This is a genomic window from Niallia tiangongensis, from assembly GCF_044704065.1.
GTDB classification, from domain to species: Bacteria; Bacillota; Bacilli; order Bacillales; family Cytobacillaceae; genus Niallia; species Niallia tiangongensis.
In genome coordinates this window covers 2,092,113-2,108,300 of the sequence record NZ_CP162613.1, presented here as the reverse complement: position 1 = coordinate 2,108,300, position 16,188 = coordinate 2,092,113, and the positions used below count along the sequence as shown (strand labels likewise).

Here is a 16,188-nt window from a genome sequence, read left to right as displayed (position 1 = left end):
CGTTAGTAGGCTGCAAAATTCTACGATTTCCTACCCTTTACATAATCGAGTAGGAGGCACGTTACCGTGCCGACCTCTCACACCACCGTACGTACCGTTCGGTATACGGCGGTTCGAAAGTTTATGAAATCACCTTCATTAAGGATTTTAAACCTCGCTCTTGCCAATATTGATTATTTAGGGCAAGATGTAAGATAGGATTGTATGATAGGCGCCAATATCCCTTTCGGGAGTTGGCGTTTCTTCTTGCTTCATCGATGGATATTCCAAGCTTTCTCAGGTTTTTGTATTTCGTTTTGACCTTTTTCCACTCTTTCCATCTACAAGCTCTTAATCTTCTCCTAATATGACTGTCTGTTTCACGGGCATATTTCTTGATGTCCGCAATTTTAAAGTAGTTTCCCCAGCCTTGTATTAGTTGGTTTATTTTCGCGATACGTAATTCCATACTTACTCCCCAGTTTCGGTTCGTTAGTTTCTTTAGTTTTTCTTCAAACCTTTTCTTTCTCTCTTTTGGCACGAATACTCTAGTCTTGCTTCTATTCTGGTAAAAACTTACCCCTAAAAATATCCGTGCTATCGGCTTTCCCACAGCGCTTTTCTCCTCATTCACCTTCAGTTTTAATTTTCTTTCGATGAATTGAGTAATACCTTCTTTTACTCGTTCTCCTGATTTCATACTTTTGACAAAGATGTTGCAGTCATCTGCGTATCTCACGAATTTGTGTCCTCGCTTTTCCAGTTCTTTATCTAGTTCATTAAGCATGATATTGCTTAGTAACGGACTTAGCGGGCCTCCTTGAGGTGTCCCTTCTGTATTCGGTTTAACTAGTCCGTTCTCCATAACTCCTGCTTGAAGATATCTTCTGATTAATTTCAAGGTAGGTTTGTCTGTTATGGTCTTAGCTATTAGAGACATGAGTTTATCATGGTTAACTCGGTCGAAAAATTTCTCTAGGTCTATGTCTACTACGAAGTTGTATCCATCTTCGATAAATTGCCTTGCTTGTTCTATCGCTTGATGAGCACTTTTATTTGGTCTAAATCCGTAACTATAAGGACTAAACTGTCTTTCAAAAATAGGGGTAAGCTTCTGTACAAGGGCTTGTTGGATTACTCTGTCTGTCACTGTAGGGATTCCTAGCTTCCGTTTCCCTCCATTTGGTTTGGGAATATCAACCCTTCTTACTGCTTGCGGTTTATATTTTCCTTCCTTCATAAGTCCGATAATCTTTTGACCTTCTTCTTTCAAGTGAAGGTGAGTAGCTTCTACATCTTTCGCATCGACTCCTGCTGCTCCTTTGTTACTTTTGACCTTCTTGAAAGCTTTATTTAGATTATCTAGTTCTACTATTTTTTCCATTAAACTTATATCTGAATTTGATTTCATATTGTTTCCGTGTTTTGGAGATTGCATAAGGATAACTACACTCTATATGGAACTCACCAGCTTTCCGAGCCTTCTTTCCCATATAGTCATTATGTTGGCTGTTTCCTTGTTTCCTTATAAATAACTCTAACACGGTCTCTCCTTTCGTTCCGTCCTTCTCAAATTCGAAAATTTGATACTATGACTTCTGCTGACTTCTCTTGATTCAGCTATCTATCGCTAGATAGGTTCCTAGTAGGGTTTTCAAGAGATCTCCCGGGGTAAGTTCACTCGCTTTCTCCTCATATATCTGCCACATTTATTCCCATTTCATCTGTGGATATTTTGGACTTTGTTTTGTTTTGCAAACTCATCCTGAAATGGAAACCTCAAATGTGATTCGTGTACCTCAGACCGAGGATTTGTCTAGGGCTTCCTTCAGATTCCGCGTCACCACGGACACCCTTGCCTTCGACTAATGGTTCGCATATCCCAACGCCCATAGTGGACTTTCACCACCAAGCTAGTGAACATGCCCGGCACACAAAAAGAGAAGTGTCTATTTTTAACCACTTCTCTTTGGAGCTTTTTATATATCTTCTGTTTTTTCAAATGTCAAAGGTCCAAATTTTTCGCTTCTGATATCACGGATTATTAGTTCTGTCACTTTATCATAGTCAATCATGCCGCCACCTGATAACGCTCCTCTAAATGTTCCGATTCGATCAAACAACTCTACTGTATCTTCTGGAATCGCATCTAAATTATATCTTTCTTTTAATCGTTCTGGATATTCTTTTTCCAAAAAACGAAGTCCAAAGATAGCAATATCTTGTAAATTTAAAATAGTATCCTTTATTGCACCCGTTAATGCAAGCTTTAAACCAACTTCTTGGTCTTCAAATTTCGGCCATAATATTCCTGGAGTATCTAAAAGCTCCAGTTCTTTGCCTACTTTAATCCATTGCTGCGCTTTTGTAACACCAGGTGTATTTCCTGTTTTCGCAATATTTTTTTTCGCCAAACGATTAATCAAGGTAGATTTACCTGCATTCGGAATTCCGACAATCATTGCTCGAATCGCTCGTGGTCTAATTCCTTTCGCTTTCATCCGATCAAATTTTTCCGCCAAAACTACTTTTGCTAAGGCCGTAATTTCCTTCATGCCAACCCCTGCGTGCGAATTGATCGCAAGTGCTTGTATACCTTGGTTTTTGAAATAGTTTATCCATTCCTTTGTGCGTTCTTTATCTGCCATATCTGCTTTATTTAATAAAACAATTCTCGGTTTATGCTGGATAATTTCATCAATCATGGGGTTTCGAGAAGATTGCGGAATTCTCGCGTCCACTAATTCAAAAATAATATCAACCAGCTTTAATTTTTCCGTTACTTGCCTTCTGGCTTTGGCCATATGCCCCGGAAACCATTGTATAGTCATGCCTGCACCTCTAATTCTTCCACTAACGTTATTCTACTATCTTTAAATCGGATATCGGCCAATACACCACACTTGTACTGCCAATTATTTTATCAAAGCCAATTGTACCGATATGACGGCTGTCTTTGCTATTTCTGCGGTTGTCCCCCATCACAAATAATTCACCCTCTGGAACGGTTGCAGTAAAATCTTCCGTTAGGGGTCCATTTAACTCTTCCTTATTATGCTCCAAGTATGGCTCTTCATAAGCTTGTCCATTGACATAGAGCACATCATCTCGATACTCAATCGTATCCCCGGGCAAACCAATTACTCTTTTTATATAATCTTTGCCTTCTGGCGCGTGAAATACAATGATATCAAAACGCTTTGGCTCACTTACTTTATAATTTATTTTATTCACAATCATTCGATCTTGATCAAGCAATGTAGACTGCATGGACTCGCCATCGACTACAATGGGAGCAAATAAAAAATATCGAATAACAAAGGCGAGTAAAACAGCGATAATTAACGCTTTACTCCATTCCCAAACTTCATTTTTCTTCTTCTTTTCAGTTGCCATACCTTTCACCAATCCTTAACTGAACAATATAGGTAGTTATTTATGTATGATTGAACGCTTCTCTAACATGATATATTTTAGCGGAATTTCTGGATGAAGTAAAATTGGAAAGTAAGATATAAAAAGGCTGCTTTCGTAAAGTTTGTTGCTATCCCCCGCCGCCTGAATACACTTCGCTTTCCATGGGGCGGAGCTTTTAGCCTCCTCAGACATCACTAGCGGGTCTCACTATTCCCATAGAAGTCTACGCGTATTCAGGCTGCTCAATATTCCTAATAAATTTATTTTTCCTATTGAAAAAGCATCAATTTTTTTAGAAAACAGCCTATAAAAAAGAACTTGTTACAAGAACAAGCTCTTTTTTGGTAACAATTATCGAATTTCTTTAATACGAGCTTTTTTACCACGTAGGTTACGTAGGTAGTAAAGTTTCGCACGGCGTACTTTACCGCGACGGATAACTTCTAGCTTCGCAATTTTAGGTGTGTGAACAGGGAATGTACGCTCAACGCCAACTCCGTAAGAAACTTTACGTACTGTAAAAGTTTCGCTGATTCCACCACCACGACGCTTAATTACAACACCTTCAAATAACTGAATACGCTCACGAGTACCCTCAACAACTTTCACGTGTACACGTACAGTGTCACCAGGACGGAACGCAGGAAGATCAGAACGAAGTTGTTCTTTTGTAATTTCTTCTATTAATTTTTGCATCGTTTTCAACTCCTTCCAACAGACGCTCTTGCACTCATAATGGAGATCTCTTGCAGCGGAACATCGTTATAAGACCCTTTACAGAAATTCATCTGCTTAAGTCACAAGTGTTATCTTAACATAAAACTAGAATAACAGCAATATTTTTTCTAAAAATAATAGAACTTTGCTACTTTTCTATAGCTGTTCTTTTAAATGTCCATATAATTGTATTATGTTAACTTGGATGATGCTGCTTTTTCAACTCATTTACTAGCTTTTTCTGCTTCTCTGTCAGCGGATAATTTTCCAATAAATCCGGACGTCTTTCAACAGTTCTTCGGAAAGATTCCCTTTCTCTCCATTCATCAATATGAGCATGGTTTCCAGATAATAGCGTGTCTGGCACCTTCATACCACGAAAATCAGCTGGACGCGTATAATGAGGATGCTCCAATAATCCAGTACTGAAGGAATCATTTACATGGGACGCTTCTTTTCCAAGCACACCTGGCAATAATCGTACGACACTGTCAATGACGACCATAGCGCCTAATTCACCACCAGTTAGTACATAGTCACCAATTGAAATTTCATCGGTTACTAAATGCTCTCTGATTCTTTCATCATACCCTTCGTAATGACCGCAAATGAAAATTAAATGCTCCTCTTGGGCAAGTTCTTCCGCTTTTGCTTGCGTATATCTTTCCCCTTGAGGACACATCAGAATGACACGGGGCTTGGCTCCTTCATCTTTAGCTCTTAAAGCATCCACAGCGTCAAATATCGGCTGCGGCTTTAATACCATTCCAGCACCGCCACCGTAAGGATAATCATCGACCGTTTGATGCTTATTTTCGGAGTAATCGCGAAAATTCACGACATTGTAAGCTGCTTTTTCCCCTTCTTCTGCTTTTTTTAAAATGGAACTATGAAGAACTCCTTCAAACATCTCTGGAAATAATGTAAGTACATCAATCTTCATTAAGACAACAGCCCTTCCATCGGCTCTATTACGACTAGTTTTTCTTGCACATCTACTTTCATCACTACTTCTTCGATATAAGGAATCAAGATCTCGTTTCTATCTTTCCCTCTCACAACCCATACATCATTTGCACCTGGTGTTAAGATTTCTGTGATTTCTCCAAGTTCTTCCCCTTCTACGGTTACCACTTTACAGCCGATAATTTCATGAAAATAGTATTCATTTTCTGCAAGCTCTCCAAGAAAGCTCTCTGGCACCTTTAAAAGGCCACCCTTCATAAATTCCACATCATTCACATTGTCATAGCCTTCAAATGTAAGCAGATTGAAGTTCTTATGTTCTCGATGGCTTTTAATTTTCAATTCAAGCGGATTCGCTTTATCTGTTTGAAAAAAATAAATGGTATTCCCATTCTTGTAGCGTTCTTCTGGAAAATCAGTACGAGAAATAACACGGATTTCTCCTCTTATCCCATGTGTATTCACAACTTTTCCAACATTAAACCATTTCTCCATTGCATTCACCTCTATCGAATATCAACCACTATTCCATCTTTCACGATAATTGTCTTATTAGTACTTTCCCAATCCTGTCCCACCTGAACATCAACAACAGCCATTACTTCCTGCTCCTTGATTTCTGTCCCTAATGGTAGTATATGTAATTGATTTAATTGAAACTCTATCGTTTTTTGTTTCTCTAATTTATTAGTAACTTCCTTTCGAAAAAAACGTTTAATTTCCGAACCAGAAGGATGATTTTTTAATTGTTTTCTTTCTTCAAAATGAAGCTGTTGCACTTCTTTTTCTAGTTGCAGCATTTCTTGCCTATATCGATCGGAAATGGACTTTCGTGTATCCACTGTTAAAACTTGTTTTACTGTTACAGACTGAAGAATCTTCATATACTTCCTCCTAACAGATGACAACCTTTGTACATACTACTAACAAGGTAACATATATTGCATTTTTCGTCTAAAAGCAAGTTAAATATCAATCCTTTTACCAACACAACAGCTACTTCTCAAGAATGCTAGCACTGCGTTAAACATATCAGCCAAAAACTTGATGATATCAGCCAATGTAACATGTTTATCAGCCAAATCCACATCGATATCAGCCAAAGAGACGCACTTATCAGCCAAACGCATATTTCCCCTAAATAAACAAAGGAAGGAGGGTTCCCCCTCCTTCCTTTTCATTTAATCTCTAATATCAACAATAATTTTCTTTTGTTGTAATGATCCTGCTGCATAAACAATCGTTCGAATTGCTCTTGCAACTCGCCCTTGCTTCCCTATTACCTTTCCTATGTCATTCTCGTTGACAGAAAGCAAGTAAGTGATACGATTATCCTCTTCTGTTACAGTTACAGCAACTTCCTCTGGAAAATCAACAAGGGGCTTAACAATCGTTTCTATAAGCTCTTTCATTGCATCAAAAATTATTTAGCGTTTTTGATATTGTGGAATTTCTCCATAATACCTTGGTTAGAGAATAGGTTACGAACTGTATCAGATGGTTTTGCACCATTTTGTAACCATTGTAGAGCTTTATCTTCGTTGATGTCCACGATAGCAGGGTTTGCTACTGGATTGTAAGTTCCTACTGTTTCAATGAAACGTCCATCACGTGGTGAACGAGAATCTGCTACTACGATACGATAAAAAGGAGATTTTTTTGCTCCCATTCTTTTTAAACGAATTTTTACTGCCATTTAATATTGCACCTCCGAATAGTTTCACACAAGATAGTATATTATCAGATACTCCAACACTTTGTAAAGTGTTTTTTCTTGTCAGTGTTAAAAATCTTTATTTACGCCCTCTAACAGACTGTTTTAGCCCAATTTCAATGGACAAACGAAGCTTTTTTTTTAAAAAAAACCGTCGTTAAAAAGGGTTAAAAGGTAAATTAAACTTACCTTTTTTCTTGCCTTTTTGACCCATATTGGTCATTTGTTTCATCATTTTTCTCATGTCATCAAACTGTTTTAAAAGTCGATTTACTTCCGGAACGGTTCTACCGCTTCCTTTTGCAATACGCTTTCTTCTGCCAGAATTGATAATCTCTGGATGTTCTTTTTCTTGCTTAGTCATGGACTTAATGATTGCTTCTACATGTGCAATTTGCTTTTCATCCACTTTCATATTGTTTAAGCCTTTGATTTTGTTCGCACCTGGCATCATTTTAATTAATTCGTCAAGTGGTCCCATGCTTTTCACCTGGCTTAAGGAATCAAGAAAATCGTCAAAGGTAAATGAATCTGATTTCATTTTCTTTTCTAGTTCTCTTGCCTTTTCTTCATCCACGTTTATTTGCGCTTTTTCGATTAAGCTAAGCACGTCGCCCATTCCTAAGATTCTGGAAGCCATTCTCTCAGGATGAAATGTTTCAAGCGCGTCCATTTTTTCTCCCAAACCAACAAATTTAATTGGTGTGTTTGTAACAGAACGAATGGAAAGCGCAGCTCCCCCACGTGTATCACCATCAAGCTTTGTTAAGACAACTCCCGTTAATCCTAACTGCTCATTAAAGCTGCCGGCTACATTGACAGCATCCTGCCCAGTCATCGCATCGACAACTAGTAATATTTCTTCTGGGTTTGCAAGTTCTTTGATTTGCTTTAATTCATCCATTAGGGCTTCATCTACATGAAGACGACCTGCTGTATCAATTAATACATAATCATGGTGATCTTCTTTCGCTTTTTCAATCGCTTGCTTTGCAATTTCAACAGGACTAACTTGGTCTCCTAGTGAAAACACTGGAAAATCAAGCTGTTTACCTAATGTTTGCAATTGCTTAATCGCAGCAGGACGATAAATATCTGCAGCTACTAACAATGGATTACGATTATGTTTTTTACGCAGTAAATTTGCAAGCTTACCAGTGGTTGTTGTTTTCCCCGCCCCTTGAAGCCCGACCATCATAATGACAGTTGGAGGACGTTTACTAACACCAATTTTACTTTCTTCTCCACCCATTAATGCTGTAAGCTCTTCTTTTACTACTTTAATAACTTGTTGTCCAGGAGTTAAGCTTTTTAGCACTTCCTGTCCAACTGCACGTTCACTTACTTTTTTGACAAAGTCTTTTACCACTTTAAAGTTTACGTCTGCCTCAAGGAGCGCAAGACGAACTTCACGCATCATTTCTTTAACATCCGCTTCGTTTACTTTCCCTTTTCCACGGATTTTTTGCATCGTGTTCTGCAGTCGGTCAGCTAAACCTTCAAATGCCATACGTCACCCTCCTTAATCTAATTTCTCTAGTTCCTCTACTGCCTCTTGCAACGCAGATATAGATAAGGTATCATGTTCTAGCATTTTTTTCATCTTTTCAAAAAGAACTTGACGCTCCTGAAATTTCTGAAGTAATAATAACTTATTCTCATATTCTTCTAGCATTGCTTCTGTACGTTTAATGTTGTCATACACCGCTTGTCGGCTTACATTGTACTCAGCAGCAATCTCCCCAAGAGAGTAATCATCCAAATAGTAAAGAGACATATAGCTTCGTTGCTTCGGTGTTAACAACGACTGATAGAAATCAAATAAATAATTCATTCTCGTTGTTTTCTCAAGCATCGAATAATACCCCCGTGTTAAGTCAAAAGCCTTTACATCGACTATTTTACACACCAAAAAAAAAGATGTCAAGAAAATATCTTTACAAATTGAAAAGCGGAAGCGCCTGGTTATCGTTGTACAAACTGGAGGGGGCCTGACTGAGATAAAGGAAACACGGTGAACGTTAGTGAACCGATGTTGACTTATCGTAGGGAAGGCACCTGGAAGTTTGCTAAACGATAGGCGCTGGAGCTAGACTAATTGAAAAGCGGAGGGTGGCTGTTTAGGGGCGTGTGGGATGGAGCGGCGATTCCTGAGATATAGGAAACACAGTGAACGATAGTGAACTGATGTTGACTTATCGTAGGGAATAGGCGTGAAGCCCATCAGCCCCTAGGCACCCGGAGCTGGACTAGTTGAAAAGCGGAGGGGGCCCGTTTAGGGGCGTGTGGGATGGAGCGGCGATTCCTGAGATATAGGAAACACAGTGAACGATAGTGAACTGATGTTGACTTATCGTAGGGAATCGTCGTGAAGCCCATCAGCCCCTGGGCACCCGGAGCTGGACTAGTTGAAAAGCGGAAGCGCCTGGTTATCGTTGTACAAACTGGAAGGGGGCTGAATTGATATACTATAAAAAGGAGAAAATTTTAAAGGTATCTATTCCCTATTTTGTTTCAAATAAGTATTAATAGGTTATCAAAAGGTCTCTGTTACCTTCTCCTCTTCTTTTTCTTGCTCTCGGTCACAGAAGGGGCTTCTCTGTTACCTTCTCCTCTTCTTTTTCTTGCTCTCGGTCACAGAAGGGGCTTCTCTGTTACCTTCTCCTCTGTTTTTCATTGCTCTTGGTCACAGAGGGAGCTTCTCTGTTACCTTCTCCTCTTCTTTTTCTTGCTCTCGGTCACAGAGGGAGCTTCTCTGTTACCTTCTCCTCTTTTTTTCATTGCTCTCGGTCACAGAGGGAGCTTCTCTGTTACCTTCTCCTCTGTTTTTCATTGCTCTCGGTCACAGAGGGGGCTTCTCTGTTACCTCACCCCTGCTTTTTATCCCAAACCGGCTCTTATACTCCGCTTCTATAAAAAAACTGCAGACAACTATTAAAGTTCGTCTGCAGTATCATGCCAATCTATCTCATCGTTTTTTGTTCCGCTTCATCTCTAATAACTGATCCAAATGATTTTCGCTCTCTACCTTTTTATTTACCGCCTTCGTCTTTTTCAGCGGTTTCGCTTGCTTCTCATTTGTTTCTCTACTAGAAATCGGCTGTACATCTTTCTTTTTAGCCACTGGTATCTCTCTAGGTACTGCACTTCTCTTTTGCTTAGAATCCTTTTGCCGCTTAGCATCTTCCCTCTTTTCAAACACAACAAGGAATTTCACTGGCAATCCTAATCTTCTAATCGCTATTTCTAAAAATAGAAACAGGAAGCTAATTAACAGCAGGAATTCGGTGATCTCCTGCTTTTGTTTAACCGGATCCTTTAGTGGTCGAAATGCTTGTGATTCTTTATGCAGCTGAGAGCCGTCTGTTATTGCCAGAAGCTCATCAAGCTTTTCTTCATTTGCTCCAGTAATTAAATATTCGTCTGAATATGGTACAGTAAAACCAGATTGATAAACAGAGACGTTTCCATCCTCATCAGTCTGTTTAACATGAATAAAATAAAGACCAGGATCATTGCCAACATCCACCTCATATTTTCCAGGGGCGATCATCTTTGTATTTCCTTCAACCGTTTCTCCTCTTTCTGAGATAATGGTTGTTTCAATCGGGAGCATCGATAATCTATCTGCTGATAAAGATAAATAGGATCGATCCTTCTCCTTTTCGACGGATAAAGAATACGCTTCTGAATCGTACTGTGGCAAAGTGTGCGCGACCACTTTTGTAAAAAAGCTGCTCCATTGGTTCCATTTGGCCCAATCCCCAGCCCATGCGCCATTCACGTCAGAAGTGAAAGCTATCGTCTTGCCTAAACCGTATTGCCATTCTGCTAAAATCGGGTCTTCCTTTGTGCTCCTAATAGGAACGGTGCTTTCTGCTTTGGGCGTTGTGGCAATATAGGCATTCATCTGTGGAACACCTTGACTAAACAATGAATCCCATCCATAGCCAGATTTTATTTGGGGATAAAATGGATTGTCTTCAATATAGGTTCTTGTGGCCATAACGGTTTCTCTTGATAAAATAGAAGGAATTACCGTCGAATCCTGTACATCATAAAAACGTCCTGCTCCGAGATCTGCTAATTCCTCCAACAAATTTCGGTCTGCATCTGCGCCTAAAGCTACCGTTGACATCGTTACATTTTTCTTACTGCCCTCATTAATTAACTCTTCGTAATCATTATTCGTCGCAGATTGTCCATCTGTAAGTAAAATGATATGTTTTCTTTTTACATCTAAATCACTGATTTGATCATAGGCTTCCACTAATGACCCATAAATTTCGGTTCCTCCGCCAACTGGAACAGAACGAATTTTGGCCACTACTTCTTCTTTATTTTTCAAAGGCGTAGGCTCTACAATAACCCATGGCTTATCATCAAAAGCAATAAATCCTAGCGTATCTGTCTCTTGAAGCAGTTCAACAGATCTCGCCGCAGCCTCTTTCGCTAATGAAAATTTCTGTCCGTCCATACTGCCAGAACGGTCTAAAACAATCATTAATGCTAATGATGGCATTTCTTTTTTTCCTTTAATGTCCATATCAACAGGGAGAAGCTTTTCAATAGGAGTTTGGAAATACCCCCCTAGTCCAAAGCTATTTTCCCCACCCGTCATAAGGAAGCCAACACCAAAATCTTTGACACTTTTTTCAATTAGACTCATTTGATTTTCCGTAATATCTGTTGCAGCAATATTATTAAAAATAATCGACTGATAGTTCAAATAGCCTGAAATCACTGTTGGAAGCTGAATCGATGAACGGACCTCCACTTTATATCCTGCTGCTTCCAAGGTTTGAACGAGCGCCTCATTCGGACCATTTTGAACCAATAAAATTTGCGGAATCGTTTTAACCATATTGACGACCTGAAGCTTGTTATTTTCAGCGTAGGCATCATTCGCCAGTTCTAGTTCCGCTTTATAGGTTACTAATCCAGCCTGTTCCACTGGAAACTGGATAGGGATGACATTTGTTCCTTCTTTTATTTCGATGGATTTTGAAACAATTTTATTATTATTCTCATAAAAATGAAGCAATCCTGCCTTCGCTATATTACTCTCAATCGTTACAGAAACCGCCGCTTGTTCCCCTTCATATAAAGTGGAAGGCACTTCTACTTCGGTAACAGCAGTATCTTCATAGGAATGGGGATGGAGCAACACAGCATCTAATTCGATGGAGCGATTTTTTAATAATTTTGCTGCTTCGATAAAATTCCCCATTGTCTCGTTTCCGTCAGTAAATAGAATAATTCTACCACCACTGTTATTCGGAAAAACACTACTGGCAAGATTAATCGCCCCTTCAATATTCGTATGGTCTCTGCCTATCTCCTCATCCCATTTTGGAAAACGGAGACCTTCTTTTCCCATCATTTGCTCAATTGTTGCTTTCTCTCCAAAGGAAAGAACACTATATTCATCTTTTTCTTTCTTACTTTGCACGCTTTTTTCCAGCCATTCGAGCTGCTGTTCTCCTGAATCCTGTACACTTGCACTTCGATCCATTAGAAAAACAACTTGTGTTTCTTTTTGCGGCAGAACTACTTGTGGAATAGCAAGCGCAAGGATTAAAAGGGAAAAAATGCAGCTTCTTAAAATGAGTATAACCTGTCTTTCCTTTCGATTTGTCATCGTCTTCGTCTGTTTCCAATATCGATAAAGAAGGAAAGCAATAGGAAGCAAGATTAATAGAATGAATGGGTATTTAAACTCTATTTGCACGTCGATAAACCTCCCATTCCAGACATAAAATGATAAGAGCAAGCAAACATAAAACATACCAAAGCCAATCACTTTCCGTTTTTGAGATCTGATTTTCCTTTAGTTGACTCTCGTTTAAAACAAACGACTTTTGAGAAGCAATTGTCTTCTCTCGATCGTCTAAATTCACAGAAAAATAAAGAAGCTCAGCATCATTTGTCAGCTGATAAACGCCAGGTAGCTTCGGTGCTTGGAAGCCTTCTTCCATCGAGAAGGAGCCTACTAATTGATCGTTTTCATTATAAATATCCCAATCGGCTTCTTGATTTGTTAATTGAATGGTTCTCGATTCTAATGGCTGAAAATCTCCAACATAATTGGATTGAGAAGAAAGCCATTGATACATATTGTATAAAAAGATCGGAAAACTTGGGTGTAATGGCCAATCACTATCTTTTAAATCAAATTGAATGAGTATGGCTGGCTGATTATTTACTTCCCCTTTTTGGATTAACGGCAGTTCTCCACTTTTAACAATTGGTTTCATACTTTCCATCGTTTGCTTAGTAGCACTTGCGATAAAAACATCCTTCAAATCTACATGTAATAGTAGTTCATCCTCACTTGGTTCTATCGCTGTTTGTAATTCTTCTTTTTTTCCATCCGTAAAGAAAAAAACAAATGGCGCTCCGATATTATCTGGTAGCGCAGAACCAGATAATAGGAAAATACTGTCCTGTTTCGTTAGGAATTCTGCTTTATCCTTCATTTGAATGACACGAAGACCAATCGCCTCAAATCCCTTTACCAAAAATGGATTCATTTCATTATCTGTATACATGGTTGTAGCCTGTTTATTAAATACAGCTGTTTGCATATTATCGACCAAAAAATCATCCGCAACCATAATTTTGGCATTGTAATACGATTTCTCAGGCAGCTCGTTTATCGCGATTATTTTTCTTTCTTTTGGCTCCAATTCGATCTCTTGCTGAAAAAGCACTGCCTTTTCGCTTTCAACCTGAAATGGCATTTTTTTGATAGAATCTGTCTGGTTTTCCACCACTGCAATTCCTGCTACTTTATCGTCATTTTTGGATACGCCAAAAGATAAAATCGAAATATTTTCTGCCTTTTCCTGCTCTTGATTATGTACTTCCACGTAGAAGGAATCGATATTTTTTATCCTTTCCTTTTCTAATCCGTCAGAAAAAATATGAATAGCAGTTTTCCCCTCTTTTGCTAGGCTCGCGGTTAGCTCTGTGGCACTTTGCCAGTCTTCATGGGTATAGGAAAGCTCTAACCCTTTAATCGTAGCACTTACTTTGTTTAAATCTGATTCATTATGAAGAAGTATATTAGGACGATCATTTACCTCAAGAACCGTAACGGATTGGTTTTGCTGAATGCTCTCCATCATTTCTAACGCCACAGTCTTACTTTTTTCTAATCGGTTAGAGGCGTTTTCATTTGCGGCCATCGAAGCCGATGTATCAAACATGAAAATGATTTGTTCCCCTTTAATCGCCTCTTTAGCAAAAGATGGTCCCACAAGTGCTAGCACCAACAAAAGTAAGCATATGAGCTGCAGCCAGAATAAGACGTTATTTTGCCATTTATGAAACCAGGAGGATGCCCTCATTTCCTTCAGGACTTCCTCCCAAAGTAAATTGGAGGGGATGATTTGTTTTGTATATTTTTTCCGAAAAAAATATAATAGGATAAATAATCCGATAAAAAATAGCAGCAAAAAGTAGTATGGATTTGCTAAATGCATTTTGTCTCTCCTTTTGGCTCTTAATAAATAATAATTATTGAACCAATCCAGCAAACGCTAGTTCACGTAAAATAATCGTTTGTATATCCAATTTATCGCTGATTTGACAATAATGGATTCCGTGTGTGGCACAAAGAATTTCGAGCTTTTGATTATGCTGATTTAGTCTTTTTTTATAAAGAGTTTTAATCGAACTATTAAGACTTACATCCACCATTTTTCCATTTTCACTATCGACTAATTGAATATCGCCAGATAGATTCGGATTTATCTCCGTCTCACTTAGTAATTGAATCAGCCATACTTGTTGATTTCGACGGTTTAACCGTTTAAAACTTTCCTCAAATAACGACAATGCTTCTAAACCATCTGTTATCAAAACAATCAGTTGTGTTGGCGCTGTTATGGAACTGCTTAATGATTTCGTAAAACTTTCATTTATCGTCTGCTCCTTCACATCGACAATTTCATAAAAGGTTTTTTTATTATGAACCGATCCTTTGCGATGAAAGGAAAGCATTGTAGAAACAGCAGCAAAACTCAATCGATCCTCATGGGAAAGTGTAATATAGGCTAAGCTTGCCGCTAGTTCTCTTGCTAACTCCCATTTGGAAGGGACTTGTTTCATCGAAGAAGTTGTATCAAGGAAGATACTAACGGAAATCTCTTTTTCATCTTGAAATCTTTTAATATACGGTTTATTTGTGCGACCATAGACATTCCAATCAATTTGGCGGATATCATCACCTGGATGATAGATTTTATAATCAGCAAAATCCAGGGAGGTTCCATGGATATGTGATTTTCTTCTGCCATTCTGCATCCCAGCACCCTTCGTCAAAACTTGCAGGCTTTTTCGATTCATTCTTGCTAATAAAGCATGATAATCCTTCATCGTCCCTTCCCTGCTTCAATGCGTAATGTTTTTTCCAAAATATCTTCGATGACTTGGTCTGCAGTAATCCCCGCAATCTCCCCTTCAAAATTAAGCAATACACGATGTCTAAATACAGGAAGTGCAGCATATCGCAAATCCGCGATGGAAACATGCAATCTTCCAGAGGCTAATGCTCTTGCCTTTGCCATTGTTACTAAAGACTGTAGCCCCCTTGGTCCACTTCCTGCCTGAATATACTTATTTCCTAATTCTGTCGCATCATTAGAACCTGGATGAGTGGCAGAAACAATATTGACGGCAACGTCTAAAATATCGTCAGCCACGAGAATTTGTTTGACAAGACTTTGTAAATGAATAATATCTTCTACAGAGGCAACTTGAGTTAATGTAGTGGAGTCTGTCCCTGTAGTCCTCTTTATAATCGCTTTTAATTCCTCTTTTGAAGGATAAGTTACATGTAATTTACATAAAAAACGATCCAACTGGGCCTCAGGCAATGGATATGTCCCCTCCATATCAAGAGGATTTTGTGTTGCTAATACAAAAAATGGTGCTTCTAATCTTCTCGTTTCTCCCATGATGGTTACCGTTTTTTCTCCCATTGCTTCTAACAAGGCACTTTGGGTTTTCGGTGTTGCTCGGTTGATTTCATCAGCAAGGACAATATGCTTGAATAAAGGTCCCTCATGAAAATGAAATTGCTGTTTACCTTTTTCATCAGGCTGCAGCACCATCGTACCAGTAATATCTGCAGGCATTAAATCTGGCGTAAACTGAATACGTGCAAAGGAAAGGTTCATTACTTCCGAAATTGTTCGAATCATCATAGTCTTTCCAAGGCCTGGCAGCCCTTCTAAAAGTACATGTCCACCTGCCAGCATACTCCAAAGTACCTCATCAGTGATTTTTTCCTGGCCGACAATAAACTTGCCAATCTCTGCTTTCACCTTTTTAAGTAAAGTCTCTGCTTGGATAAAATCTTGTTCCACTAGTTCTTTTTCCATCTTTTC

At 38.8% G+C, this 16,188-nt stretch carries 15 protein-coding genes; all 15 read right to left on the bottom strand.

Going from position 1 to position 16,188, the window contains the following annotated elements:
* Positions 1 to 121 precede the first annotated feature (121 nt).
* A complete protein-coding gene (gene ltrA / locus AB3U99_RS09805) occupies positions 122 to 1,417 on the bottom strand; it encodes a group II intron reverse transcriptase/maturase (protein WP_400243428.1) in 1,296 nt (431 codons plus the stop codon).
* A 541-nt stretch (positions 1,418 to 1,958) separates the two neighbouring features.
* Entirely contained in the window at positions 1,959 to 2,810 is an 852-nt protein-coding gene (gene ylqF / locus AB3U99_RS09800) for a ribosome biogenesis GTPase YlqF (protein ID WP_349204057.1), read from the bottom strand.
* 28 nt (positions 2,811 to 2,838) lie between these two features.
* On the bottom strand, positions 2,839 to 3,375 hold the full coding sequence (gene lepB / locus AB3U99_RS09795; protein ID WP_349204058.1) for a signal peptidase I: 537 nt from the start codon (positions 3,373 to 3,375) through the stop codon (positions 2,839 to 2,841).
* Positions 3,376 to 3,747: 372 nt separating this feature from the next.
* Positions 3,748 to 4,092, bottom strand: a complete 345-nt coding sequence (gene rplS / locus AB3U99_RS09790) for a 50S ribosomal protein L19 (RefSeq protein WP_047939984.1) — start codon at positions 4,090 to 4,092, stop codon at positions 3,748 to 3,750.
* Positions 4,093 to 4,309: 217 nt separating this feature from the next.
* Positions 4,310 to 5,056 (bottom strand): tRNA (guanosine(37)-N1)-methyltransferase TrmD, encoded by a 747-nt coding sequence (gene trmD / locus AB3U99_RS09785; protein ID WP_400247193.1) that lies wholly within the window; start codon positions 5,054 to 5,056, stop codon positions 4,310 to 4,312.
* Positions 5,056 to 5,574 carry a ribosome maturation factor RimM gene (rimM, locus tag AB3U99_RS09780; RefSeq protein ID WP_400247192.1) on the bottom strand — a complete coding sequence of 173 codons (519 nt, stop codon included), beginning with the start codon at positions 5,572 to 5,574 and terminating at the stop codon, positions 5,056 to 5,058. Before rimM ends, trmD begins: the two co-directional genes overlap by 1 nt.
* 11 nt (positions 5,575 to 5,585) lie before the next feature.
* Positions 5,586 to 5,963: a YlqD family protein gene (locus AB3U99_RS09775; RefSeq protein WP_400247190.1), complete on the bottom strand. Its 378-nt coding sequence runs from the start codon at positions 5,961 to 5,963 to the stop codon at positions 5,586 to 5,588.
* Between the two features lie 297 nt (positions 5,964 to 6,260).
* On the bottom strand, positions 6,261 to 6,491 hold the full coding sequence (locus AB3U99_RS09770; RefSeq protein ID WP_031534442.1) for a KH domain-containing protein: 231 nt from the start codon (positions 6,489 to 6,491) through the stop codon (positions 6,261 to 6,263).
* Between the two features lie 11 nt (positions 6,492 to 6,502).
* A complete protein-coding gene (gene rpsP / locus AB3U99_RS09765; RefSeq protein ID WP_400247188.1) occupies positions 6,503 to 6,775 on the bottom strand; it encodes a 30S ribosomal protein S16 in 273 nt (90 codons plus the stop codon).
* Between the two features lie 175 nt (positions 6,776 to 6,950).
* Positions 6,951 to 8,303, bottom strand: coding sequence for a signal recognition particle protein (gene ffh, locus AB3U99_RS09760; protein ID WP_400247187.1), 1,353 nt, complete (start codon positions 8,301 to 8,303; stop codon positions 6,951 to 6,953).
* Between the two features lie 12 nt (positions 8,304 to 8,315).
* On the bottom strand, positions 8,316 to 8,648 hold the full coding sequence (locus AB3U99_RS09755) for a putative DNA-binding protein (RefSeq protein ID WP_016201095.1): 333 nt from the start codon (positions 8,646 to 8,648) through the stop codon (positions 8,316 to 8,318).
* Positions 8,649 to 9,761: 1,113 nt separating this feature from the next.
* A complete protein-coding gene (locus tag AB3U99_RS09750; protein WP_400247185.1) occupies positions 9,762 to 12,524 on the bottom strand; it encodes a VWA domain-containing protein in 2,763 nt (920 codons plus the stop codon).
* Positions 12,508 to 14,280 (bottom strand): BatA domain-containing protein, encoded by a 1,773-nt coding sequence (locus AB3U99_RS09745; protein WP_400247183.1) that lies wholly within the window; start codon positions 14,278 to 14,280, stop codon positions 12,508 to 12,510. The genes AB3U99_RS09750 and AB3U99_RS09745 overlap by 17 nt, the downstream gene beginning before the upstream one ends.
* Before the next feature lie 34 nt (positions 14,281 to 14,314).
* Positions 14,315 to 15,175 (bottom strand): DUF58 domain-containing protein, encoded by an 861-nt coding sequence (locus AB3U99_RS09740; RefSeq protein WP_400247181.1) that lies wholly within the window; start codon positions 15,173 to 15,175, stop codon positions 14,315 to 14,317.
* Entirely contained in the window at positions 15,172 to 16,182 is a 1,011-nt protein-coding gene (locus AB3U99_RS09735; protein ID WP_400247180.1) for an AAA family ATPase, read from the bottom strand. Before AB3U99_RS09735 ends, AB3U99_RS09740 begins: the two co-directional genes overlap by 4 nt.
* Between the last annotated feature and the right edge of the window lie 6 nt (positions 16,183 to 16,188).